The 25,022-nt window shown below is 54.9% G+C and carries 21 protein-coding genes and 1 pseudogene; 9 read left to right on the top strand and 13 right to left on the bottom strand.

The features are described from left to right. Positions 1–2,424 (top strand): AIPR family protein, encoded by a 2,424-nt coding sequence (locus F1C16_RS20725; RefSeq protein WP_185284488.1) that lies wholly within the window; start codon positions 1–3, stop codon positions 2,422–2,424. Beyond that, the gene (locus tag F1C16_RS20720; protein WP_185284487.1) at positions 2,396–2,803 is read left to right on the top strand and encodes a hypothetical protein; all 408 of its coding nucleotides are present in this window, start codon (positions 2,396–2,398) and stop codon (positions 2,801–2,803) included. Before F1C16_RS20725 ends, F1C16_RS20720 begins: the two co-directional genes overlap by 29 nt. A 274-nt stretch (positions 2,804–3,077) precedes the next feature. Here F1C16_RS20720 and F1C16_RS20715 read toward each other — a convergent pair whose 3' ends face one another. The 5 genes and pseudogenes from F1C16_RS20715 to F1C16_RS20695 all read right to left on the bottom strand — a co-directional run bounded on the left by F1C16_RS20715 (position 3,078) and on the right by F1C16_RS20695 (position 8,928). Then, positions 3,078–4,073, bottom strand: coding sequence for a DUF4238 domain-containing protein (locus tag F1C16_RS20715; RefSeq protein WP_185284486.1), 996 nt, complete (start codon positions 4,071–4,073; stop codon positions 3,078–3,080). A gap of 651 nt (positions 4,074–4,724) precedes the next feature. Beyond that, complete coding sequence (locus F1C16_RS20710; protein WP_374940609.1) at positions 4,725–5,933, bottom strand: Y-family DNA polymerase; 1,209 nt, start codon at positions 5,931–5,933, stop codon at positions 4,725–4,727. A 68-nt stretch (positions 5,934–6,001) separates the two neighbouring features. Then, positions 6,002–7,705, bottom strand: coding sequence for a group II intron reverse transcriptase/maturase (ltrA, locus tag F1C16_RS20705; RefSeq protein WP_258049166.1), 1,704 nt, complete (start codon positions 7,703–7,705; stop codon positions 6,002–6,004). Positions 7,706–8,291: 586 nt separating this feature from the next. Further along, positions 8,292–8,396, bottom strand: a pseudogene (locus tag F1C16_RS23425) (hypothetical protein); the annotation flags it as partial. A 64-nt stretch (positions 8,397–8,460) separates the two neighbouring features. Further along, complete coding sequence (locus F1C16_RS20695; protein WP_185284485.1) at positions 8,461–8,928, bottom strand: LexA family transcriptional regulator; 468 nt, start codon at positions 8,926–8,928, stop codon at positions 8,461–8,463. A 551-nt stretch (positions 8,929–9,479) separates the two neighbouring features. Between F1C16_RS20695 and F1C16_RS20690 the strand changes: the two genes are divergently transcribed. Both F1C16_RS20690 and F1C16_RS20685 read left to right on the top strand, forming a co-directional pair. Continuing rightward, positions 9,480–10,406, top strand: a complete 927-nt coding sequence (locus tag F1C16_RS20690; protein ID WP_185284484.1) for an ArdC family protein — start codon at positions 9,480–9,482, stop codon at positions 10,404–10,406. Between the two features lie 388 nt (positions 10,407–10,794). Continuing rightward, positions 10,795–11,358, top strand: a complete 564-nt coding sequence (locus F1C16_RS20685; protein ID WP_185284483.1) for a hypothetical protein — start codon at positions 10,795–10,797, stop codon at positions 11,356–11,358. 661 nt (positions 11,359–12,019) lie between these two features. On the opposite strand, the gene F1C16_RS20680 is transcribed toward F1C16_RS20685, so the two are convergent. Together F1C16_RS20680 and F1C16_RS20675 are read right to left on the bottom strand one after the other, a co-directional pair. Further along, on the bottom strand, positions 12,020–12,490 hold the full coding sequence (locus tag F1C16_RS20680) for a hypothetical protein (protein ID WP_185284482.1): 471 nt from the start codon (positions 12,488–12,490) through the stop codon (positions 12,020–12,022). A 15-nt stretch (positions 12,491–12,505) separates the two neighbouring features. Continuing rightward, the gene (locus F1C16_RS20675; protein WP_185284481.1) at positions 12,506–13,231 is read right to left on the bottom strand and encodes a ParA family protein; all 726 of its coding nucleotides are present in this window, start codon (positions 13,229–13,231) and stop codon (positions 12,506–12,508) included. A 659-nt stretch (positions 13,232–13,890) separates the two neighbouring features. Between F1C16_RS20675 and F1C16_RS20670 the strand changes: the two genes are divergently transcribed. From F1C16_RS20670 to F1C16_RS20650, 5 genes are all read left to right on the top strand, one after another. Continuing rightward, positions 13,891–14,364 (top strand): hypothetical protein, encoded by a 474-nt coding sequence (locus F1C16_RS20670; RefSeq protein WP_185284480.1) that lies wholly within the window; start codon positions 13,891–13,893, stop codon positions 14,362–14,364. 19 nt (positions 14,365–14,383) lie between these two features. Continuing rightward, positions 14,384–15,481: a DUF5712 family protein gene (locus tag F1C16_RS20665; protein WP_185284479.1), complete on the top strand. Its 1,098-nt coding sequence runs from the start codon at positions 14,384–14,386 to the stop codon at positions 15,479–15,481. 917 nt (positions 15,482–16,398) lie between these two features. After that, positions 16,399–17,988, top strand: a complete 1,590-nt coding sequence (locus F1C16_RS20660; protein ID WP_185284478.1) for a TraM recognition domain-containing protein — start codon at positions 16,399–16,401, stop codon at positions 17,986–17,988. Between the two features lie 85 nt (positions 17,989–18,073). Then, entirely contained in the window at positions 18,074–18,316 is a 243-nt protein-coding gene (locus tag F1C16_RS20655) for an antitoxin VbhA family protein (protein WP_185284477.1), read from the top strand. Positions 18,317–18,506: 190 nt separating this feature from the next. Then, the gene (locus F1C16_RS20650) at positions 18,507–19,712 is read left to right on the top strand and encodes a Fic family protein (protein ID WP_185284476.1); all 1,206 of its coding nucleotides are present in this window, start codon (positions 18,507–18,509) and stop codon (positions 19,710–19,712) included. 23 nt (positions 19,713–19,735) lie between these two features. Here F1C16_RS20650 and F1C16_RS20645 read toward each other — a convergent pair whose 3' ends face one another. The 6 genes from F1C16_RS20645 to F1C16_RS20620 all read right to left on the bottom strand — a co-directional run bounded on the left by F1C16_RS20645 (position 19,736) and on the right by F1C16_RS20620 (position 24,894). Then, positions 19,736–20,275, bottom strand: a complete 540-nt coding sequence (locus F1C16_RS20645; protein WP_185284475.1) for a hypothetical protein — start codon at positions 20,273–20,275, stop codon at positions 19,736–19,738. 7 nt (positions 20,276–20,282) lie between these two features. Beyond that, positions 20,283–21,191 carry a hypothetical protein gene (locus tag F1C16_RS20640; protein WP_185284474.1) on the bottom strand — a complete coding sequence of 303 codons (909 nt, stop codon included), beginning with the start codon at positions 21,189–21,191 and terminating at the stop codon, positions 20,283–20,285. A gap of 29 nt (positions 21,192–21,220) precedes the next feature. Further along, positions 21,221–22,633: a conjugative transposon protein TraM gene (traM, locus tag F1C16_RS20635; RefSeq protein WP_185284473.1), complete on the bottom strand. Its 1,413-nt coding sequence runs from the start codon at positions 22,631–22,633 to the stop codon at positions 21,221–21,223. An 18-nt stretch (positions 22,634–22,651) separates the two neighbouring features. Next, the gene (locus tag F1C16_RS20630; protein WP_185284472.1) at positions 22,652–23,599 is read right to left on the bottom strand and encodes a DUF4138 domain-containing protein; all 948 of its coding nucleotides are present in this window, start codon (positions 23,597–23,599) and stop codon (positions 22,652–22,654) included. A gap of 24 nt (positions 23,600–23,623) precedes the next feature. Then, positions 23,624–24,337: a conjugal transfer protein TraK gene (locus F1C16_RS20625; RefSeq protein WP_185284471.1), complete on the bottom strand. Its 714-nt coding sequence runs from the start codon at positions 24,335–24,337 to the stop codon at positions 23,624–23,626. Between the two features lie 68 nt (positions 24,338–24,405). Beyond that, positions 24,406–24,894 carry a hypothetical protein gene (locus F1C16_RS20620; RefSeq protein ID WP_185284470.1) on the bottom strand — a complete coding sequence of 163 codons (489 nt, stop codon included), beginning with the start codon at positions 24,892–24,894 and terminating at the stop codon, positions 24,406–24,408. Positions 24,895–25,022 lie beyond the last annotated feature (128 nt).

Raw genomic sequence — 25,022 nt, 5'->3', positions numbered from 1 at the left:
ATGTCCGAACTTATTAAATACCTCAACAACCTCAACCAAGATATATTAGCTACTGCCTCTGCTGCTGAAGATGGCGCGAGCCGGGAGAATGTAGCCACGCGCTTTCTGCTTGATATTCTGGAGGAATCCGGTTGTTTGGAAAGCTCCCCCCAGGTTTGCTATGACCGCCGGGAGGATGCTGCCGGCCGGGTTCTGCACCGCCTTTCGGCGTATGGCCTCAGCGACGACGGCACTTCAGTTGACTTATTTATTACGAACTTCTATCAGCACTCTACAGAAACCGGTGCTCCGCATACCTTTGGTAAGACGGAGCTGGAAAGGTCTATGTCGCAGGTTACCCGATTTCTGGAAAGTGCCCTGAAAGGCCTGAAAGATATCGAGGAGACTGCCCCGATTCTATCGCTGGCCCATCACCTCGGCACTAACCGGCAGGATTTACTACGCGCCAATATTTTCATCCTGACCAACGGCCGGGCTATCAATTCCGATGTAGTAAACAAGGAATTGCGTATTCGTGATGTGTTGGTCCGTTACGAGCTGTGGGATGTTGAGCGCTTCTTCAGGATGCACAGTAGTGGTACCAACCGTGAACCCATAGTGATTGACTTCGAGCAGCAACATAATCACGCGGTGCGCTGCCTGCCGATGCCTATCGAAAACCAGGATTACCAGACTTGGCTGGCCATTGTACCAGGCACCGTGCTGGCTGACCTCTACCAGCGCCACGGCCAGCGGCTACTGGAACGCAACGTCCGGGCCTTTCTGCAATTCAGCACGAAGGTTAATAAGGGCATCCAGAAGACTATTATGGAGGAGCCGGAGCGCTTCCTTGCCTACAACAACGGGCTGGCTGCTACGGCATCCAAGGTAGAGCTGACACCCGACGGCTCCGCTATCGTCCGCATCCACGACCTCCAGATCGTGAATGGTGGCCAGACTACCGCAGCCATCTGCCAGACCCGTCAGCAAAAGCGCGATGCACCGCTTGACCGCGTGTTTGTACAAATGAAACTCACCGAGTTGAGCGGCTTACACAGCACGGATGCCTTTGCCAGTCTGATAGCACAGTTCGCTAACACGCAGAATGCTATTCGCCAAGCTGACCTGTCAGCTAACTCCCCTTTCAACACAGCGCTGCAGCAGCTGTCCCGCGACACTTGGGCCCCGGCGCTCGACCGTACCGGCAGGCAGTCGCGCTGGTTTTTTGAGCGTGCCCGCGGCCAGTATAAGGAGCTGCGAGCCCGCGCCAGCACCAGAAAAGCAGAGTTTGACAGTCAGAACCCGCCTAATCAGATATTTACCAAAGACCTCATGGCTAAGTATCGTCTGGCCTGGGAGTGCCGGCCGGACATAGTAGCAAAGGGTGGCGAGAAAGTATATGCCATGTTCCGGGCCGGCCTTGAGGAGGACCAGCGCCCCAACCGTGCCTGGTTTACCGACTTGGTAGCGCTGGCAATCCTGTGGCGTGAAGCCGAGCGATTCCACACCAGAAACAAGCTGGGCGACGCCCGCAACGTAGTAGTTGCCTATACAGTAGCTTGGCTGAGCTATCAGACCGGAGTAGCCGACGGCAAAAAGCTCCTGACCCGGCTTAATCTGCCTGGCATCTGGAATCAACAGGGGCTCTCGCCCGCGTTGCGGCAGCTGGTGGAGGCATTGATCCCCAGACTCGATGCCTTCATTCGTAAATCAGCTACCGGCATGATCACGACCGAGTGGGGTAAAAAAGAAACCTCGTGGGAGGCGGTGCGCAGGAAGGGGGATTTTGGCTTGGGAGATGAGCTTGCCGCGCTACGGGCTGAGCTACTGTCTGCCGGCGAGGTTGATGCCCGCTATGCCACTATTGATGATGCCGCCGTCGCCCGTAAGGCCCGGTTTGACCAGATGCGCGCCGAATTGGATGATATTGGTACCGAGGGCTGGCGCCTTATCGCTGAGTGGGGTAATGGTTTCGATGCCAACCATAGAAGGTGGCTTGATGACATGAAGATTCGCGTCTGTGATAAATGCTTCGTCACTGCCCACCGGCGGGCTCTGCCCGAAGTAGAAGTAGAAATTGCTTACCAGATTCTAGACTTGGTTTTTACCCATTCCCCTAACCTGCTGGATGAGCTTGAGACAGGCAACGCCCCGGCCCCGCTCCTAGCCAGCCCTGGCCCCATTACTCTGTCTTTACCCGTCACCCTGGAGGTAGTTAATGACCTGTTGAAGCAGCAGGAAATTCACAACAAACTGTCGCCTGATGAAACACTTCTGCTCCGGCGCATTGCGGCGAAAGAACACCCTCTGAACTCCACCACCCAGACTAAAGTCCGTTATATGCAGCGAAAAAGCACGGCAGAAATACCTGCTCCTCAGGCAACCAGAACGTCAAACACAGATATATCCTCTGTTTATGTCCACCAATCTGACTTCGGAAACTGAAAAAACAATCATCAGTTTAGGCCATGCCTTCGACGGCTATGCCTATGCCGGTAAGGTGTGGAATACTCCAGAGGCGGAAATCCATACTGTTCTTGGTCAACGCCTGATGCAGGTGCAGGAATCCGGCAGGCTATTTCTGAATGCATCAGACAATTTTGCTACGAACTTTTACCTGCACCGCAGCTTTCATCACTGGGGCTGGCTACCTGCAGCCAAGTCAGCAGAGTGGTATACAATGCTGTTTTTCTATCTCCACCTTTATCGGATTACGGTTCCGCAAGCCCAACGCCACGAGAGCCACACAATCTGGGCTAATCGTCCTATAGGAGCCGCGGAAACTGCTGCTGCTGAAATTCGTCAGATTCTGCGGCGCGGTTAGCCGTTTATCAGTTTATTTCATAAGGTCCGGTCAAAAAAGCGGGATCCCCTCAGAAAACAGAGAATATGGTGAGGCCTGCACTACTGCCCGACTGAGGTGAAAGCCCATTTTTGCCGACCCCTGGAACACTCGGGCCAGAATGACTGAGTGGGTTGACTAGCATAATTATGAGTGGCTGCATTCCTGTTTTCCCACCAGTTATTCCATCACGCTCATTAACAGCTTTTTCAGCCTGATGCCCGAAACTATCCGGATTTAACGGACCATACCACTATTATAAAACTCCTAATTCTTTGTAAATACCGATGGCCAGTTCATCGTTGTATAAGGCCTCTTGCTTCCTATGCTGGTTAACTGGCTGATTCAACAGGCCGTGCCGCTGAAGATAATGCTCCAGCCCAACCCGACTGCCAAGCAACTGCTTGGCAGCGTTATGGTATTGTCGCCAGTTGACAGACAGGCACCGCATACGGGCTTGGTCACCCGTCAGCAGTTGACGGTTGATATAGGGCGTGGATTGTTTAACGTGCGCATGCAGATAGAGCAGATGCTTGCCATCCAGTGGCAGGAGTATATCCGCATCCGAATTGAGCGGGTGGTTGTGTTCATCGGCGGCCACGACGATTACGGGGTTATCGCTGCATAGCAGCTGACAGCTGCCTGCCTGGAGTTTGATAACACTGATTGCGCTGTCCTTCAGCTTCTGCTGCTGCAACTGCAAAGCAAGTTCCAGCATGTCATAATGCTGATCTCGTTTAATGAAAAGATCAAACCGGGCCACCACTTCTGAAAGCGTTTCCTGTCGGTGGTCGAAATAGAACTTGCCGAGGAAACTACCATCTACCCCCAGAAGGACGCATTGCTTATAATAAGCTGCCAGATACTCGGCTATGGCTTGATTATGCCCTTCAATCCAGCGCGGAGCACGGAAGAGCATCGTCGTCAGAGTCGCGATGATGAATGCCCGTTCTCCTTCGCTGAGGAATATTTTGGTTGGGTTAACCAATAAATTATACACGAGGTCGTAATGGTCCTCCAAGCGGCGGCTATATAAAGTTTCGATCTCCAGCTGTTGCTCGATCGTTTCGCCAGGAATGGTATAAAAATCAGTACGCACGCAAACCCCTGAAATGTTGGGCTCATAAAGCTGAGAATGCGGTTTACCCTTGGAATATGCCGTGATAAAACATTCCTTACCTCTCTTGACAGCAAAATGTTTAAGGTAAGTGCGAGGAACGATGTGTTGCCTTTTAGTTCTTTTTGCTGTCATATCAAACTTCTCATCTCATCTTTTTCTACTCCGATCCTTCCTCTTCCTTCCTCTCATAGTTTAGTAACCACCTACCACAAGGGTGTCAGTTAGAAAACCCGCTACAGTACTGATTTGGGTCAAAAGCTCGGTACAAATGTTACACCATTCCATCGTCGTACAGTTGCCTTCGGCCTGTAATTAAGTGCCCGCCATCAATTCTGCAAATAACCGGGCGGCATTTTTCATGTATGGTCGGCCGGTTCCGGGGAGCGTATAGCTAATTTGGTGTTCTTGGAAACGTCCGTTGCCCAACTTCCGAAACATAGAAATTGTGTAGGTAAGGAAAGCTCCGTCGTACATGTAAATGGTTGGGGCATTAATCAGGAGGTGCCTGCCACCGAATGGCCGGTAAGGTCAATCGACCGTTTCTCCTTCCGCGAGAAGTACGCAGCGATGTCAGCCAGATGCTCCGTAACCAAGCTCAGATTATCGGCCTGTATCTCGTCCGTCCCAGAATACGGACGTTTTTGCGGCCCATCCATATTGGCCGCTTCGAGCCCCGAAAAGCTACCAAAGAGTATCTCCCTTCCTGTTCTCACGAATCAACGACTCGCTGTCTCCGCCCCTGTTGACTTCTTGAGAAACCTAGCAGTGCTTTTTGGGCACGGCTTAGCCGACTAGCAGCAGATCCGTCAGCCGCGTGGTATAGGCTGGGCTACGGTACCGGGCATTGCCCTGCCAGGGAGTGGGCTGACCCGCGGGCGCCACCGCGGCCGCGGGGCGTACGGTCCCCCGGCCGAAGCGGTGGTTGAGCGTATCCAGGCAGTGCATCAACTGCTGGGCTCGGGCGTCCGCCACGGTGCTGGTAGCGGTAGCAACCGAGTCAAATAGCCCCAGCTGTTGCCCCCGGCCCGGCGGTTCCAGCCCGTCGAGCACCACGCCCGCTTTCACGTAACGACGGCCCGGTTCATAAAGCCGCTCCAGCAGGCGCCGCCCGTAGGCGAGTAGCCGCAAGGTGTCACTGATCGGTCCACTCGGCAGCGTGAGCGTGGCCGAACGGGTATAGGGCGGCGGCACGCGGGTATCGTAGCGGTCCTGGGTGAGAAAAACCGTCAGTAGATGGGCCTGGTCACCCTGGGCGCGCAGCTTCTCGGCCGCCCGGCTCAGGTACGTGCTCACCGCACCCCACAGATCCTCCACAGCCGTGAGCCGCTGCCCAAAGCTGCGGGAGCACCTGATGCTCTGGCGGGCCAGCGTACCATCTTCGCTGGCCTGCAGGCCCTGACAGGGCTGCCCGCGCAGTTCCTGCACGACGCGCCACCCGACCACGCCACCCAGGTGTTTGCGGGCCCAGCCTTCCGAGACCTGGCTTAGCGCCCACGCTGTACCGATGCCATGGGCCGTGAGCAGCTGGGCGTACTGACGGCCGATACCCCACACGTCGGCGGCGGGCAGGGCCCGTAGCGCCCGCTCCCGGCGGCTCGGGGTATCCAGGCGCAGGATGCCCTGCAGCTCGGGGTATTTCTTGGCCAACCGGTTGGCCACCTTGGCCAGGGTCTTGGTCGGGGCCATGCCCACGCAGGTGGGGATGCCCGTGCAGGCCAGCACGTCGCGGCGCAGGGCCTGGGCGCGGCTGTCCAAGGTGCCGCACCAGGTTGTGAGCCCGTGCAGGTCCAGAAAGGCTTCGTCGATGCTGTAGACTTCCACGGCCGGCACCTGCTCGGCGAGGCGGGCCATCACGCGCCGGCTCATGTCCCCGTACAGGGCGTAGTTCGAGCTCAGCGCGTGGCCCTGGTGCTGGCGCAGCAGCGCGCGCACCTGGAAGTGGGGCGCCCCCATGACGATGCCCAGGGCCTTGGCCTCGGCGCTGCGGCTCACCACGTTATGGTCAGCCGGGGAATCGCTCCCCCGGCTGCCACTTCAGAACCGTGCGTGAGACTTTCACCTCACACGGCTCCTCGTTGTGCACCGCTACTGCGGGCTGCCATACTGCCGTCCTGCCTGGTCTTTTGGTCGTGACAGTGCCGGTGCAGCAGTTGCAGGTTCGCCAACTCCTCCTTGCCGCCACGTATTCGGGGTACGCGGTGGTCCTGTTCGAGTACGTCCGTATCCGTAAAGTAGAGCTTGCACCACCCGCAGCGCCCTGCCTGGCGCTTCAGCAGCGCACTCGTGCGCCGGCTCAAGCCGTGGTAGTCCCGCAGGCGGGCGCCCCAGTATGTCCATCGACCGTCGAAGGGGGAGCGGCTGCCCGCCACTTTGACGTGTCGTTTGATACGGGTGAGGCTATGCGTGTGCAGCCGCACGCCCTCCGGCGTGTTGAATTTCCAACTGCCTTGCTCTAGCCGCCAGTATTTGTGGACGATACGGCGTGTGTGCCTGCCGCTGTGCCGACGTGTGGCCCAGCGACGCAGCTTGTGGTGCAGGGTATAATCCAGTCGGGAGAAGACGTCTTTGGCCACCACGCCCGCGTAGTAGGCGCACCAGCCGCGTATCACCGGGTTCAGTTCCCGGATCAGAGCGGCCTGGGGTGAGCCACGCTGCCGGTACACGATTTCACCTAACCGGCGGTCGTGGCGCTGCTGCGCGGTACGCGAGGGCTTAATAAGCGTCTTGTATCCCAACGGGATGCCCCGTGGGCTCTTCCCCGAGTGGGTACGCCCCACCGGGAATTGCCGGACCGTCATGCCCAGAAAATCGAAGCCGGCCGCCTGCTGCGGCGCGTGGTGCAGGGTGTGCACGACGCGCGTTTTGGCCGGTTTCATGGCCAGTCCCAACGGCGCCAGCCAGTCCGCCAGCACCTGCCGACACGCTTCCACGACGTGTCGGTCTTCGTGCAGGACCACGAAGTCGTCGGCGTAGCGGATCAGGGTTACTTTCGGACTCAGGCGGGTGCGGCTGATGCGCCGTTGCCGGAAGTGCGTCTGGATGACCGTTTCCATGCCGTGGAGGGCGATGTTGGCCAGCAGCGGCGAGATGACACCCCCTTGCGGGGTGCCGGCTTCGACCGGCTGAAACACGTCGCCGTCCAGTACCCCGGCCCGCAACCAGCCGTTCAGCAGGCGTCGGAACAAGGGCATGGTGGCCACTTTGGCTAAGAGCCGTTCGTGGTCGATGCGGTCAAAACACTTCTCGATATCGGCGTCCAGTACCCACTTTGCCCGCTGGTTGATGCAGTTGTAGATGGCCCCTATGGCGTCGTGCGCTGACCGGCCGGGTCGGAAACCGTAGCTGTTGGGCTCAAACCGGGCTTCCCACTCGGGTTCCAGCGCCAGCTTGACCAGGGCCTGCAAGGCCCGGTCGCGCATGACGGGAATGCCCAAGGGGCGCTTTTCGGTCGAACCCGGCTTGGGTATCCAGACCCGGCGCAGGGGCTTGGCCGCGCACCGGAACGAAAGCTGACGGCTGAGCCGCAGGCGCTGCGTGTCGGTGAGCGATTTTACCCCGTCGATGCCGGCCGTGCGTTTGCCTTGGTTGTCCTGGGTGACTTTGCGAACGGCCAGGAGTTTGGCCGCCCGGGACTTACTCAACAGTTTTTGGAGTTGGCGCACCTGGCGGGAATCCCCCCGGAGGCTGGCCTGGTAAATGCGTTTTTGCAGTCTGAAAACCGTGCGCTGGAGTTTCTTCCAGGGCAGGGCCTTCCATTCATCCATCTGCGGGGAGGCAGTGTCCATCGTCTTGACTGCTACTGGCTACATGTACCGATACACAACGGGCGCAAGTGGGCATATCCGCCGGCTTTCCCGGCGGCGTTGGCTTCTTGCGCCATCCTGCCACGGGCCGGCATGTAGCTGGCTGCCCACTGCCGAAGCAGAGCCGTCCCGTGGTTTCCCTGTTCCATCTGTCTGTTTCACGAAAGGGTAGCGCCCCACTTTGTCACCGGGTTGTGCTGCGAATGAGCAGCGATGGTCGGAAACGCATTACCACCGCTCGACAACCAGTCCCTTTTTGGGCAAGCTTCTCATACTGGCTAAGCTTGGTCAACGTAACGATGAGTAGTGGATTCAGAATTCTTGCGCATGCTTTCACACTTGCGGGGATGGCCGGCCAGTCTCCGGCGTACCCGCGTTCTTTCCCGCTTCACCCGCCCAATTTGCCACGTCGGGCCGATGGGGAAAGCGTTTTCGCCCGCTCATCAGGGCGGCAGAGAATTGAACTCTGCACCAGACAGATAGTTATTCTTCAGCCCGAGCTAAAGAACGCCTGCTTAGGTAGTTCGCAGGCAACAGGTCGCACGTTGCCATCGTTATTGCTCAGGACCACGACGGGGCGGCCGTCGAGGCGGGGCTGGAAGACCCGCTCGCAGGAAACGTAGAAATTGTTGCCGTCGACGAGGCCGTACATAGAGGAAGGGGCCGCCGCGGGCGACTAAAGAAATGAGAGTGAAACGGCAGGAAGCGCTTGGGGGCTAATCACGGCTACGCAGCAGGGCCGTGAGCTTGCCAGGCAACAGTTCGTGTACCACATGCGTCACCACGCCCCAGATGCGCAAGCTCTCGGGCTCGGTAATTTCGTAATCAGGGTAGGCTGGGTTCTCAGCCTGCAACCACCAGCTACTCCCCCGCCGTACGAGGCGCTTGACGGTGCATTCGCCCTCGACGACGGCCACCACGATGTGGTTGTGGTCGGCCTCCAAGTGTTTATCGACGGCGAGCAGGTCGCCGGCGTGGATTTCCGCACCCTGCATGCTCTCGCCAGCGACGCGCACCAGATATGTAGCCTCGGGATGGCGGAAAAGCAGGTGATTTAGGTCGAACAGCTCTTCTAGCTCATCAGAGGCGGGTGAGGGAAAGCCTGCCGGCACGAGGCAGGCAAACAAAGGAAGCCACACGGTGGTGGTAGGGCTACTAACCTTGATTAATTCAATGGTTGTCATACGGCACGAAATCAGGACAGGAACAGCAAGTATACTAAAAATATTAGCATATTGTTTGCGTTCCGTTTCATGAAGTACATAAACTTTGCACATAAACAATTTTTTAAAATGTGTATGACATCGGCTAACGATATACTATGCAGATTTTTATCCTTCTTCAGCATAGGTTACTTTCTAAATAATCAACTAAATATTATAGTAATTAACGAACAACTTCTAGCTAAATAGGACCTGAAAAGCGATTTTTCACTGCTCAATTACGAGTAGGTACAGCTACTTGCGCATCAGGTAGATTCCTATTTCTAATTTTCAGGTCGCATACTACAGAGACATTTTAGAGACGGCGGCTCTACTTCACATTCCCAGGCCTATGGCACTGGATTTCATTTTGCCTAAATCACAAATGTTGGGCAGTTGGGAGAACGGTGTGGCTTACAAAAATTTGTTGATTTTTATGCCATAACTTGTTGTATAATAGTCAACGTTATATAATAAAATTTCGTATATTCATTACACAAATAATTGACAAACAGATTATTATGTTTCAAGTTATGAAAAAGCACCTACCTCCCTCCTCCCCTACACGGCCTGACGTGTATCAATTGGTCACCGACCGCTTGCTGGCCGCTTTGGAAGCGGGCGTTATTCCGTGGCGCAAGCCGTGGAACCATCAGTATGGGTTGCCGCGCAATTACGTCAGCAACCGGGCCTACAGTGGAATTAATGCTTTTCTGCTGCACATAGCGAACGACGGCCTCCCCTTTTTTGTGACGTTCCGCCAAGCCCGCGCGTTAGGGGGATATATTCGCAAAGGTGCGAAGGGGCTGCCAGTCATCTACTACCATACGCTGGTCAAAGAAGACCCTGAAACGGGCGAGCAGCAACGCCTCCCGTTTATCAAGCATTACATAGTATTCAATATTACGGATGTAGAAGGCGTAAACCTTGCACTTCCGCCAGCATCTGCTACTATGCAGCATGCCCCCTTAACGGCCGGTGAAGCCATTGTGAGCGGCTGGGCGAACCGGCCTTTACTGTGCTTGGGTGCCCGCAATGCCAGCTACAGCCCGTTACTGGATTGCGTACGCTTGCCCCTGTTGAAGCATTTTCATAGCGCGGAGGAATACTACGCAACCCTATTTCACGAATTGACGCCCGCCACCGGGCATCCCAAGCGCCTGCACCGACCCGATTTGGAGGAAGCGCTTCGCCCTAATGGCCAAGCAGGCTATGCACGGGAGGAACTAACCGCTGAAATGGGGGCGGCTTTTCTCTGCGCGCATGCCGGCTTCGATCCGGCCCGCACCACAGACAACGCCGCAGCCTACGTGCAGTTCTGGCTCGACCAGCTTCACGGAGACAAAAAATTAGTGGTGCAAGCAGCCAGCCGTGCGCAACGTGCCACTGAGTTGATTTTGGGTATCCTCCCAAGTGAGTCGGCTCTTGAAGCCCCCTGTGCGCCTGCCGCAGCTGCCTAGCAGCTCCGGCAACTAGGGGATCTTAGTGAGCAGCGTATCCCCATTCTGATATTAGGAGGAGTTAAGAATCTTTTTTTCTGTAAATAACTGATTTCTGCTGCGTAGCTCTTATCTTTCATAAGCTACCTGGTTTTGTGAAGAGGAAGCTTATTTCTCTCGGTGCTTAGGCGTATTATTGCCCTGCTTTCATCTCTCTGCCTCCCCTGCCGGAGCCCCGTTTAACGCTACTACATAACGCGTTTCCGATTTTCTCTTCTGAAAGAAACCAGTTGGTTCGACCTGCCCTGCTTTGACCTATTCTATTGCAACCACGAAAAAATGAGTATTCACTTCATTGCTTCTTGGTCTAATGTTATCTACTCCTCCATTTTCGGTTCCCTCCGCCGTTGTGGGCCAACCCTATGCGTGCGCGAACGATAACCCAGGGACAGAACGCGCCCAGGCGGTATTCACCAAAGGCTTCATTAATTTCCTCTATTACTTTCCAGCGCCGACCCCTGACGACAAAGCCTTCTTTTCCTGCGCGCCACTGTACTACGGAGCCGCTATCCTCGGCACCGGTTTGCCCTTTGTCGCCTGTGAATTCGCCGGCACCGGCTGGGCCTTTGAAAGTGGCTTGAATCTGCTGGATATGACCGAGGCAGAAGCCGCCCGATGGCTGAGAACTAAATCGGGTACCGTGCTGGAGCTAATTCTACTAGAGGCCACAAGCAATATGGTCTTGGCAGTACGGTCTATTCGTCCTCATCCGACTTTTGTAAGCCGCCTTCGCCGCAGCCTAGCACAACAACGCCCCAGTTTTTCGACGAGCCCAGCCGTTCTGGCCGCGCAGGCCGCCGCGCTGCTTCACCGTCGCTCCTGCCCCGGCCGCTTACTAGATGAAGCTACTGCATACCGCTCTGCCGTTACACAAGGAGAGTCAGCCCGTATTGAGCATTTATTAATTCATTAATTCTATAATTAATGAATTATGTAATTCACTTCGTGCGCTGGTTGGCGAAGTACTGTTCTTGCATTTTTTCCTTCCGAAACGGTTGAGGCTATCTACTTACAACGGTTGTTGCGTAGTAGGTGTGCTACCTCATCCTACTTGTTTGCTGCTTGATGCCTCCCTCCCGACGCACCTCCCCACGACCAAAAGTCACCGTAAATCAAGCTGAACCCGTGCCGCCGGAACAAGCCCAAGCGCTTGCTACGCCTCTTTACTATACCCCCACTGCAACGCAGATTCACACACTCAGCGAACTACTGGATGCTACGAAGCTGACCGTGCGGGAACTCACTGCAGCCTGGAAGCTGGATTACCGTTCCATTCAAAAACGGCGAAAGCATCCGGAGTTAGTAACGGTAGTGCAGGTATACCGCCTAGCCCTTATTGTCAACTTGGCACCCGACGTTCTTTTTGAACTCATTCGAAGGGAACTGGTTGCGAAGGGTGAGCTACCTGAGACCAAGCTAGCAGACTCTGACCACGCTTAACCCTATCCAGTTGGCTTATAGGGGCTATATAAGCCTGCATAAGTATAAGAAAGACTGCCTACCCCCTCCCCTACCCCATCGTAGCCGGTGCAAAGGACAAGCAGGCAGCGTTTCTTACTCAATCGCGCTAGCCGCTATTCCGCAGCAGGCAGTATTCCTTGTTTGCGCAGGTGCTTGATATAAAACCGAAGTGCCTCTTCCGTAAAACTCCGGTGGGACTTCTTTTCCCCTTGCCGCCGGAGCGTAACGAGGTGCTCGGCTACTTCCAGGTTGAGGCTGGCGCCAATGTACACCGCAACCCGCTCGGTTTCCCCTTCCGCCGTATGCACCGGTGGCCGGCCGCGCCGTGCCGGAGCAGTAGCTGGCTTTTCGGCGGCGGGCTTGCGCTTGCTAACGGGGGCTGATGCAACTGGTGGTGAAGGTGGCGTTAGATCATCCTCGTTTTCTACGGCCGGTGCAGCTTCCTCGGCGGGCGGATTCGGCATTTGACTGCGAGCGGAGGCGGCAATATCCGGATCCGTGGATTCCAGGGTTGCTAAGGCTTCGGCAGGGGTGAGGCGGGGCCGCCGGGGGCTTTGGGCTGCTTTGGATGGAGGTAATTTCATGGCAGGTAGGAGAAGTTAGGCGGCGGATTCGGCCGTAAGCCCCGTGCGCGCAATTAATTCATCACATAAGGCACGCAATTCGTTTGCGGCCGTTTTCTCGCCCCCGCGCCAACGCAAGAACGAGGGTTCCAAGTGGCTGTACAAGGTGGAAGCACGTTTAAAAATGGCCCGCTCGCTCAAGAAGGCATTCAGGCGCGGAATCTGATATTCCTCAATCATTTTATCCAGCTCCTCCTCTTCCTTCGCGCGGGTCCGTTTGTTGGCTACCCCATAGAACTCAAAGGGTAGGTTTCGCTCCGCGTAGCGCTGCTTGATGCCCGCCAGCACATGCAGAAAAGAAATGGTGCTCTGCCGCTCCCCTAAGTCAGAAAGCAACGGCACCAGGATAATGTCGCAGCCCGACAGTACCTCAATCATGGTAGTGTTATCGGCCCGGCCAGCCATATCCACGAAAGCGACATCGTACTGTCCCTCTACGCTGTCCAGGTAGTCGAACACCTTGGCCATGGGCTGATAAACGATGGGATACGGGAAATCCGCTTCCGGATTGGCCGTTCGTAACTCGTCCAGCCACGGTTGATCCTGCTCAGTGCGACGGTCGCTGATAGTCTTCTGTGAGTCGGCCTCTACTACCAGCACGCGCAGGTCATAGGTAACAGCTAGGGCAGAGGCAAGCAGCATGGTGAGGGCCGACTTTCCGGCACCTCCTTTCTGGGTGGCTACGCTGATAATTTTTCCCATAGGTTCGAGAAGCAAGTAAGAAGAATGTGCGCAGCAAATATAATTATTGAATTCAAAAAATCATGAGTGTTTTATTCTTATAATTCATATGCATATTAATTAATGAATTTATGAATTACTTAAAACATGGACTAACAACATCAATATATAATGAATTTATGATTTATTAATTTTTTGAATTCATTATATACATATACAATCATTTCTTTAATTAAAGTATTTTGTATTTATAGAATTCTTTAATTAGGGAGAAAGGAAGTATACTCTACATTCATTGTATTTAATGAATTCATTAAATATTTAACTCATTAAATTACAATCAACATAACAACAGGCGATTACCGCTGCTACATGCGAGCTTATAGACCTCATTATGAACCTGGAGAGGTGGGTTAGCACGTGCCATCTTAAGAACAACAGTAGCAATCCTGTACTGAATAGATGGTTGGCTCAGTACTCATCCGTATTGAGAAGCGCTGCTATACAGAGTGGTTTCTGTAACTTGATTTAGCAAGAAGACCATCGCGCATCTCAAGCTAACTATCTGACTATATGCATTTTACATTAAATAAAAAGGTCAGGTCGGATAATTTTCAGCGTAACATATTGAATATCAGCATTTTTTTGGATAAATTCTTCTACTAAAACCAACTCAGAAGATGGCAGGGGAAGATCAGCGGATGAACGTCAAACTACCAGCAAGTACCCACGCGGTAGCAGCGAAAGAAGCCTTACGGTGGAAGCTTTCCATCCAAGATTACACCGATGCCGCGGTGCGGTATTTCGCCACGCGCAAGCTGAATCCCCAAGCCACTATCGCGCGCGAAGGAGAGCTTATCATGGGCCAAGTACACCAGGTAGGCGAGCGGGTGTTCCGCTACCTGAAAGAACAAGAGCGCGGTATACACGCGGAAGTATTATCAGAGCTGGTGAGGACACGCGTAACGCAGGAGCGTACGCTCCAAATGCTGACGGCAGTGGTTGGCCGGCTGAATAACTGGTCTCCTACAGACATTCACGAGCTGCTGCTAACAGCCCAAAAGGAGATAGAGACCATGGTCGATTTGGTGTTGACTGACCTGCAAAAAGTAGCACCGGAAGCGAGAAAACAGTCTACCAATACACCTAAATAAGACCTCAAATACTAGTGATATGTATTGCAAGATTATCGACCCGCGCACGCATGGAAAGCAAGCTTATCAAAATACCGGCAGCGTGGTACGCACAATAAACTACTTGGTTAAAGAAGCTAAGAAGGATGGGCACGAACCCCAGTTTTTCACAGTTACTCAGGATGGGATAGGAGCAGATGAGATAAAGCAAGCCATAGATCGTAATAGCAAAGGACTACGGAAGGAGCAAGCCAAGTTTTACTCTTTGGTTATCAGCCCGAACGCTAGGGAGCTAGACGTTATTGGTAACGACCTAGAGAAACTGAAGGCTTACACACGGGCCAGAATGGAGCACTACGCGCAGAACTTTGCACTACCCGCAGGAAAGAGACTACAGAGCGCTGATTTGGTGTGGGGAGCTATCCTGCACCAAGAGCGCACCTATCGGGGAACAGACCAGGCCGTAACAGCCGGCAGCGCTAAAGTAGGCGAGCGGCGGGAAGGCTTGCAAACACATGTGCACATCCTCGTGTCGGCCCGCGACGCTACCCGGAAGATTACCCTGAATCCGCAGGGGCCGAAAAAGCGCTTCGACATGATAGAGTGGCAAAACAGTGGGCCGGCCCATTTCGCTCAACAGTTTGGGCCACCGGACTTAGCGGGCCAGTTACGCACCTTCGGTTTTCCTACCGTCAATGAGTTACGGAACGGCGTAAAAGAAGCCATTGCACGCGCGCAGCAACGACGGCAACGGGAGCGTGCAGAAAGCTCGGCAGGCGAGCAGCGACGAATCCAGCACATTGCCGATAGGGTAGGAGAGATGAATCAGCGTTTGGCGCCAGAGCAGCGACTTGAGACGGACCGTATTACACAGATTGGCCAGCAAAGAAGCTATGACAAAACGTTTTATAGCCGCTTAGCTAGGCTCGAGCAACGGGTGGAAGCGGGTGTGCCGGTTGATAACGCCTATTTTCTGTTGCGTACCGGAAGAGAGCGGGAGGAAGCGTCGACAATTGGACGCGGCATGGGAGCTTTGCTGCGGCAGATAGTGCAAAATGAGCGGGACATCAACCGCTACCGAACACAGGATATTGGTGAAAGACACAATCGGGACAAAGGAGAAATTGATTTGTATTAGCACCAAATAGCTTCTCCCTACAACCGCAATTCGCCTAAGGCTGGCATAGAAGCAGCTGGTACACGATCCTCTATAATATCTTACGCCCAACTAAATAAGAACCTGTAAGCAAATACTGAGAAAGATTCTTACCTTATAATAGTTTGTCCAAAGTATCACCACTATTTATCTATATGAGCCAGACACCGACTCCCCGACCACCTGATAAGTTGAGTGTTACAGTCGTTGCGGCTATCATATTGCTACTTACAGCAGGTGGCGAGTATTACACTCTAACAACACCGAAGGCTGCTACCGGAATACGGACGGTTGAAGCAAGCAAGGCACATAGCTCACCTGCCGGAAGACAACCCGAGGTAGTGAGCAGAACAAGTAGCGCGACACAGAGCCAGGCACCTCCCAAATTCGCGGGTATTGAAGAGAAACTGACGCAGCGGGTGCAGGTAGGCATCCAGCGATTTTATGCAGCCTTTGGGCTATACGTTCGCCTCAGCGTAGTAGGGCTGGCAGTGGCGATGCTGTTCTTGCAGAAGGCGCGGGAGGCCAGCGTTACCAACAGCCGCAAACGACCGGCCGGCCGGCTTGTGCGAAAAATCAGCTGGGTGGTTTGCGGCTTGCTTCTTCTGGGTACTTATGTACTGGTCACCATTCAAACTTACAGCACAGAGGTTATTGCAGTACTTTACCCAGCTACTGTTAGCATCCTGCTACTGAGCAGTATGGTGGTTGGTAGTCTGCGAGCTGCGCTGAAGAGAACGGCTTTCGGTTTAGGGAGTGAGGCAAGGGCCCAGAAAACCAGGTACGGAGTCAGTTTTCAGACACGAGATGGCGGCTGGGTGAACATCCCTAATCCGTATCGGGGAACGTTGGTATTCGGCGGCGCTGGGGCGGGCAAAACATATTCCATTGGCGAGCCCATGGTTGAGCAATTCATTCAAAATGGAATGTGCGGCCTCATCTACGACTTTAAGTTTCCGGTGCTGGCCAGTGCGGCGCAGAAAGCAATTGTTGTGGCCGAGCAGCGGTATAAGCGTAAGAAAGAAAGCTTATTATACCGAGTTAGCTCATTGGCAGGAATAGCCCGTCCACTGACCGAGGTAGGGCGGCTGCGGCATCACATCATCAACTTCTCGGATATGGAACGGACGGAGAAAGTCAATCCTATCCGGCCGGAGAACATGCCCGTCATTGCCTACGCCGCCGATGCGAGCAAGACGATACTGAAGAACCTAAACCCCGGTACGCACCGAGGCAGCGACGATTTCTTCGAGGCCAGCGCAGGTGCTTATCTAACGGCTATCATCTGGTTTTACCGGCAGAACTTCCCGCAGTTCTGCACACTGCCGCACGTGGTGGCCACTGCTGTATATTCTAACTATAAACACGTGCTCAGCATGCTCAGCACCGATACAGAATGTGCGGCCCTCATTGCCAGTTTGGTTACCGCCGTGCAGGAGAAGGCCGGCAAGCAGCTGGCGGGGGTAATTGCTACGCTGCAGCTGGCGCTCAGCACCATCAACAGCCCCGAAATCGTGTGGGTACTGAGTCCGGATGAGGAGAGGGGAGAGGGGTTTTCGCTGAACCTGAATGATCCGCAGGAGCCCAAGCTACTCACCATTGGCAACGATGCTTCTCTTAAAGCCACCTTTTCCCCGCTGGTTGCTTTAATCATTGGGACGGCGCTCAAGCTGATGAACCAGCAGTATAAGCATCCCAGCTTTGTGTTCCTGGATGAAGCGGCTACCATCATCATTCCGGACCTGGAGGCCCTCCCGGCCACGGCCCGTAGCAACGAGGTGGCCATGGTGTACATGACCCAGGACAAGTCGCAGATGGTGGATGCGATGGGTGCGGATAAAACAGAAGTGCTGGTGTCCAACCTGAACAATCAGCTGATTGGCAAGGTAAACTCCATGACCACCGCAGAGTACGTGTCGAAGATGATGGGGAAGCAGGACAAGGAGATGGTATCCGTGAGTGCGGGTAAGTCGCAGGGCGGGGCGACGAAGGGGAGCCACACCAACCGTAGCCTCAGTCACAGCGTGAACTTCCAGGAGCGCAGCATCATTCAGCCCACGGACATGATTTCCTTGGAACAAGGAGAGTTTGTGGGGCAGACGGTAGAAACCAATCAGCCTTTTTTCCGGGCGACCTTTGTACGTCAAGAGCACCCAGGAAAGCATCCCATTCAACCTTTCGTCCAGTTCTCGCTAACACCAGACACAGCGGAGTCAAACAGTGAGCAGAAGATAGCCGAAGCGCCCGGGCAAGCACAAGAAAACCTGTCTGCTGAAGCCGATGAAAAGCCAGCCATTTCGCAGCTTAGCTTGTTGGAACGTCGGAAATTAGCTCGCCAGGAGGCTAGGCGTCCAACGGATCCATCTGTGCAAAAGAGAATTATAGATAAGAATTTCGAATGGATTCAGGAAGACGTGTATACCGTTATTCATTCCTTCTACAATCGACTGGGGGCGGCCGAAGCCCCGAATAATTCCTATCAATACTAATGCAAATAACCCGCTGCGGCAAGGCATTTGTTGCGGCACTTTGCTTGTTAATCACGTATAAACGAATACCTTAACAGCTAACAATATGCATTCCGGCACTTTCAATCCCAAGTTTGCGGCGAATGAGCAGACGCCAGAGCAACGACAACACATCGTGGAACAGGCGTTGGCTATTAGCCGCAGCCAGGATCGGGAACCAAGTGCGGAAGCGCATGCCCAATATGCCCGCTACGTACAAGGCGAGCTAACAATGGAAGAGGTAGTAGCTGAGATTATGCAAGGGAAGATCTTGCGAGCGGCCAGTGGTTTTGCGCAGACCGGCCGTTAGCTTTATTTTTTTGTGGCCTTTTGCCGTAGCCTGTCGACGTATGTTTCTCGGGTCGTTTTCAGATAAGACAGCCTAGTACAACCGGATGGATGGTTTCCTTGACGAAACAACAGGGGTATTAAAAAATAAGCTAGGCGTTGTCTCCGCTAAAGAATTAGCGCTACACGAAGCCGATTTTTCCGTTCCGCGCATGGCGCAGCTGCTGGGCGGGGCTAAGGAGCTAGCCGCTACATTCGATGCGGCCTACTTTCGGGCTATCCACCAGCACATATTTCAGGATGTGTACCAGTGGGCCGGGCAAACCCGAGCAGCGGGGGCGTTCCAAGGGGAAAAACGCACGTTCGCTCACGCGAACGAAAACGAGCTCCAGCCGCGCGTAATGCGCTATGCTCCCTACACGCAGATTGAGCAGCGCTTGGACGCTATCGGCGAGCAGTTGCAGCGGGAAAATGTCCTTCGCGGGCACTCCTCAAAAGATACGTTTGCGGCGCGCGTCGCCTATTATTTCGATCAATTCAACCACACGCACGGCTTTCGGGAGGGGAATGGCCGCACGCTGCAAATAGCCTTTACCCAGCTCGGGAAAGAGGCTGGCTACGCTGTGGACTTTAGCAAGGTAGATCCACACGAGTTAAATAAGGCGCGGGATTTAGCCATACTTCGACCAGCTGGCCCCGATCACCCCACCCAGAACCTGGCGGCGCTGACGCAGCTGTTCAAACAGATTAGCGAGCCCTTACCCGGGCCGGCGGCTATTGCTGCCCGCGAGCCGCAGCAGGCCCGGCCCGTGCTGGAGCCCTCGCCCATACTGAGCATGATGGAGAAGTTGCGCGTGATGCAGGCCAGCTCCTACGAAGTAGGGGTAGGCCTGCGCGACATAGACAAGGGAGACGCTACCCGCGGTACGCAGTTGGTGCGACAGGTAAACGATGTAATTTTTCAGCCCTACCGCGTAGCCGAACTGGGCAACCAGATCCGGGCGGCCGCACGGGAAGTAGGAACGCATCCCGTGCTAAGCCAAGATGCGGAACTGGTGAAGGACACCCAGCGCTTGGCTGCTACTGTTATAGTTGTTCAGCACGTTGTGGCGCGCGAAACCTTTGTGGAGAAGGCGGGTAAGCTAGCGGAAAGTCTTACGTCACACTGGCCCAAAGAAGCGGAAAGCTTGCGCCAGGTAGCAGCTGCAGTAGAGCATAACGCCCCATTAGGTGTCGAAAATGGCAAGCCTGTGAATGTAGCCCTAGGATTGGCTCTGCAATCAACCGAGTTACGGAACGTTGGTCAGGAACTACACCATGCTACCAAAACATTGGTAGAGTTGCAGCAGCATCCCAGCATTGCCCAGCAGCTAGCCGTGCGTGCTCCCGGCAAAGACGCGGGTGGCTTGGAACGGTAAATTAGGTCACGCAAATCAATTGATCAGTAAAGATGGTAGCGTAGCCCCACCCCGTAGAAGCCTGGCCAACGGTCGATAAGAGCGCCCCCAAACAAGGCGCTTTTAGTAGCGGTACCGACCAGCGAGAAACGATTCCCGAAGAAGACATCCAGTTCCGCTCCAGCTTGTGGCCCGACGGTAGCGCGTTGCGGATCTGTGCCCCCGTCCTGGCCATTGGTACCATTTTCACCGGTGCGTTCATAGCGCCCGACAACACCTACCAGCAGATGCAGATAAGCCGTTTCGCCAAGCCGGAACAGCTGCGGGGCAGCCAGCGCCGTGAGTCCGTAAGCTGAGTATTCGCCCTTAAGCCCTAGTGTGCCCCGCTCTCGAGTAGCGCCAAGGCGTAGAGACAAAGCATTGCTCACGAATCGATTATAGCTGATTTCCGCGTACGTACCCTTCTCGGTTCTACCGTAATGCACGCCTATTGCTCCCACTCCCTTGATATGGCGCTGGGCCAGCGCAGGGAGCCATGTACCCGCGCCCACCATCAGGCAACCCACCAGTATCAGCGTCTTCATCGTCTGGCTAGTTTCGGGTGCGTTGTTCGTCCAGCCGAATCAGAGATTGCGCCATCATGTTGTCGGCGTAGGCGGCCGAGGCAATCTGCTTGGCCTGCGACATAGTGGCGGACTCGGCAATCAGTCGGTCAGCCTCCTGGCGGAGCTTCATGGCTTCCACCATGTTGTTGTTGGCGGTATTCATGGAGGCAATGCGTTCGGCCTCCGTCATAGAATAACGGTTGGGGTTCTTCAGCGTGGCTTGCAGCTCCACGCTCTGGGCCGTCATTTCGTCGGCAATCTTGTAGTACTGAAAGGCCGTCTCGATCTTCTTCTTATTGACGCTTTCTTCCAAAGCAATAGTAGAGGCCACCTGTTCAGTACCCGACTGCTTATACTCATCATACGTCAGGCGTTTGGTGCTCGTCACATCTTGCTTATCAAACACTTCAAAAACGGTGGCCACATCCTTCTGCTGCGCACTTTCCAACGCTTCCCTCAGGCGTTTGGCGCTATTCAGGCTGGGATAGTAGGCGCTGCTCCGACCGATGCCGCTCAAGGCCATACCGTACGCGTAGAGCTGCGCCGGATTGGAAAGTCGCAAATCCTTCACGCTTGCCACCTTTTTTAAGTCCTCCTGAATTTGCTGCTGCAAGGCCAAACCGCGGCTCTGCAGGTCTTTGATGTCGCCGCTGATGTCGCGAATTTTGCCGGAGATGTCGCGAGTAACGCCCGCAATATCTTTGGCATCGACGATGACTTTGTAGTTCTGTATTGTCTCAGCCCACTCCTTCAACTGCTTGGCAAACTGCGCGATGTGCGCGCCCATGTGCAGTGGATCATTCACGACAAACTGGGCGTAGGAGGGACCAGCAGGGGTTAATAAGGCAGCACTGGCTGCCAGGAGCACCAAAAACTTCTTTGCGTTCGGGTTCATGTGACAAAAAGAGTGAAGGTGAGAACTACTTACTTGTCGTTGTTGAGAAAGGGCAGCGGAGCACCACCGGCATTGCTACTGCCTGTCTCCGTATTGCTTACCTGCCCCGCTGTGGCGGTGGTGATAAGGATAGGATAGCCGTCCGGCAACAGCACGTCACGCAACCTCGACCCGGAGCGCGGCAAACGCTGAATGATCGAGGTACCTACCCGGGCCGCGATACCGGCCGTACTATTGGCAGCGGATTGCGACCGGTCAATGGCGGCGCCCAATTCGTTGAAGCCTGCCTGCTGCGCGCTCAGCTGTATGCCTGTATTGGGGTTAACTGGCGCCTTCTTGCTCGGGTCAATCATAATGCCTGGCAAGTAGTTGTAGTCAAATATTTTAGCCTCTACTCGGTAGGCAGCTAATCGATTGACGGTGATTGTTACCTGGTTGCTGTTAACCGAAACAATACCCGCGAAGACGGTATTTTTAGGAAACGTGACGCCGCTGACTACGGCGTCTTCCGCGAGTCGGAGCAGCACGACGGAGCCCGAGCGTACTTTCTGCGCGCCGTTGACCAGGCACTTATAAAAAACTTCGGGCACTAACTCGCCACTGCCCGTCCCGGCACTTCCTTGCCTGATCGTGTAGAAACCATCCATGCCAGGTAGAGCATTCAGCGCGGCAGTGCCCGCAGCTCTGTTCACTACAGCTGGCTCCCGGTAGCGCCGCCCGGTCATTTGCTCGTACACTTTGCGGGAAGCCTCTGGGGCCGCCGCCAGCATCTGGTTTACGTCCTCGTTGGTTTCGTACGGCACTCCGTCCGGTGCAACAGCGGCTGGTGACACCCGCGCTGCACGTACCCCACGGGCCTTACCAGCACTCAATTGTGCAGGAGCCGGAGTGCTACTCCTGCGAGTCTTAACTACTGCGGCCGGTGTCGGCTTCGCAGGCGATGCCGGCGGTAGTAGGACAGGCTCCGAAGGGCTGGTAATAGCTATCATCTGTTGCCGTTGCGTGCGCTGCTGGGCTGCCCTTCCCACCGTATCAACCGGGAAGGCGGTGTGCGCCAGCTGATCGGCGGTTGGTTTGACTTCCGTGCTGGCTTCGCGTCGCTCTATGTCTTCGCGGTGCGCCATCACTTCCGAAGCGGACGGCGGGGCTACTTCCTCCGTGGCAGGCTTTGGTACCACTTGCGCAATATTTGCCGAAGAGCCGGCAATAGGATCTTTGCTCGCCTGATCCTCGCGCACCAGCATTCGGGCGTAGAGCACCAGCCCACCAATCAGGCACATCAGAATCAAAAGAATAAGAGCCCACCAGTATGTTCGGGCAATTTGGCCCAGACTAACACTCTTCTTCTTAGGAGCAGTAACGGGCTGCCGAGGCTCTCCCATGACGGGCGTGCTTTCAGCTACGGGCAACTCGGCACCATCACCTTCATACACAGTATTCATTGGCTTGCAGCAGCGCCGTTACAGAGTGGAAGCTGTGTTGACTACTTTGGATGGCACCGGCAGCCGAAGTACCCGCGCCCCATTCAGTTCGCGTAAGGTCACTTCCAGAAAACCCTGGTCCGTGGCGGCAAATAGGGGGATGGCGTAGAGTAGGTAGCCCGTGCTATTGCCGGCAATGATCTGGTTAGAAAGGCCGCCCGATGGAGCCAGTGGACGCCGGGCTTCATTCTTTTTCTTCCCCAAAAACTTCTTATCCGTATTCTCGACGAGTTCGAAATCGGTGAAATCCACGTTGTAGTCAATCGAGGATTTGTTGATGACTTTCAGCCGTAGATAGGTGAAATTCTTATCGTTGCGAATGTTGGCCAGGGACAATACCAAGCGGTTATCCATCACCGCCACCGCCTGGTGCTCTTCCTTGGCTTTGTCGAGTAAGGCCAGCTTATCTTCTAGTTGAGCTTTCTGCTCTGGGTCGCGGTCTAGTGCCAAAGCATTTGGGGGAAGACCCGTGGCAGGATTCTGGAAGTCGTACAGTTGAAGAACTGGGCTTTTAACAAACACTAAGCGGCCCATCCAGTATTTGCTGCCGTGCCGAACCAGGATAGGGGTAGGAGGCGGGTTTTTGCGGCGGGCTCGAACGAAGACGGCGTTAGCCTCAATCTTCACTAAGTAGTTGTTCAGCATGCCAACATCCACCAGGCTCACGCCCGCAGGAAACACCAGGTAAGTAGTTGAGCTATCTGACACGGCCACGTCCTGCAACGGGGTAGTCGACGCGGTGCTGGGCCGGGTTTCCGGCCGAACGACGGCTTCCTGCGCTAGCTTGGCCGTACCAAGCGGTAGGGGAGCGGACAACGGACGTCGGGCAGCTGGTCGCCCAATGATTTGGGCTGTTGCAGCAGTAGAAAACGACAAGGCTAACAGTAGCGAGGTGGCAGCTAGCCACGCTGAAGTAATAGTTTTCATAAGCGTAGACTGACAGAGTAGAGGTTACTGGGCCGGCGTGGCGATGCCGTTCTGGCGGGCCGCTTCGGCTTGTTGCGCCGTCCGCTCGGCGGCCTGCTGGGCTAGTAGCTTGCGCTCCTCCTCGGAAATGGGTGGGTTGTAGGGGATGTAGTCGAAATTGCTGAGTAGCAGCCCAAATGGATTTGCTTCCGAGCGGTTGGTCTCAATCAGTGTGAAGCGGGCTGCCAGGGGTAGCGATTTGCTTTGCTGATCCCCAATGAAAATTCGTTGCCGGGTGTAGACGGTACCAGTGTAAGGGCGACGCTCCAGGTGCAGGGCGACGCTGTCTACACTGAGCGTGGCCCGGGCACCGTAACGCACGTAGTTGGCAAACACGTCGCTCTTCTTAAAGCCCTCGTAGATCCGCCGCCCGCCCGCATCATCAATCAGTGGCAGCGCTAAGTCCAAGTGCTGCTTGAAGCTGTACTGATCATGGGAGAACATAGTCGTCATGAACGTGCGCACCAAGTTGCGCGCTTCGAAGGCCGTGTGCTCTTCGGCCGACGTGCCCAGCGCAGAAAAGCTGCCTTGATTGCCTACCACGTACACGCGCTGGCCGCTCACGTTGAACGCGTACCACACCAGAAAGCCTGCCGCCACGACGACCACAGTGCTCAGCACGGCCGAAGCCAGCGCGACGAGCTGCATGGTGGAGAAGGCTTTGTTTAAGTCTTTTACAGGAGCTACTGAAGTTTCCATCCGCAAACTGAGTAAGGAGTGAAAGAACAAACGGTGGTAGAAAGCAGCATGAAGCGAGCAGCCTCACTCTACCGCAAAGGCTTCACTGGCAGCGTAATCTTACCTGCCGCGCTTGGGTAGTAGGGATAGCTAAAGACCACCGTGGGCGATGTGCTGGCGTAACAGTAGAAAAAGCCGCTGACGGTGAAGGTGCGATTAGGCGCAATCAGCTGGGGCGCCCCATATCGCCGAACCATAGCAGAGTCAGTGCTGAGTGATTCGACGATGAACGGCGTGAGTGTATCTCTTTTAGCAGCAACGTAGCGAGAGAGCAGGATGGGGTCACCGCCCATCTTAGCCACGTTGCGCACTACGGCCGTAAAGGGTACCCGATAGCCAGCCAGCTTTACTGGTTCAGCTGCGCTAGTACGTGGCCATTGGGAGGGGCGGTTGAGCAGCATAGGCTTGGCTGCGCCCTGCTCCAAACTCACTAACTCCACGCGCTTTTGGCTGGCAACGCTGGGTAGATCCAAGGTAGCTACCCACGACTCCAGCACAGGCCGGATGTCAACGCTCACGGCTGGTGGCAGAGAGGGTAGTGTACGTTGCTGTGACAAGGCGGAGAGCGGAAAGCAGCTCATTGCAAAAGCAACTGAAAATGCATGGGGAAACGGGAGCTTTTTCATAGACCTATCGGCAATAGTGA

The sequence above is a fragment of the Hymenobacter sp. NBH84 genome (genome assembly GCF_014217645.1).
GTDB lineage: Bacteria > Bacteroidota > Bacteroidia > Cytophagales > Hymenobacteraceae > Hymenobacter > Hymenobacter profundi.
The sequence above is the reverse complement of the archived record's forward strand: the minus strand, read 5'-3'. Positions and strand labels throughout refer to the sequence as shown.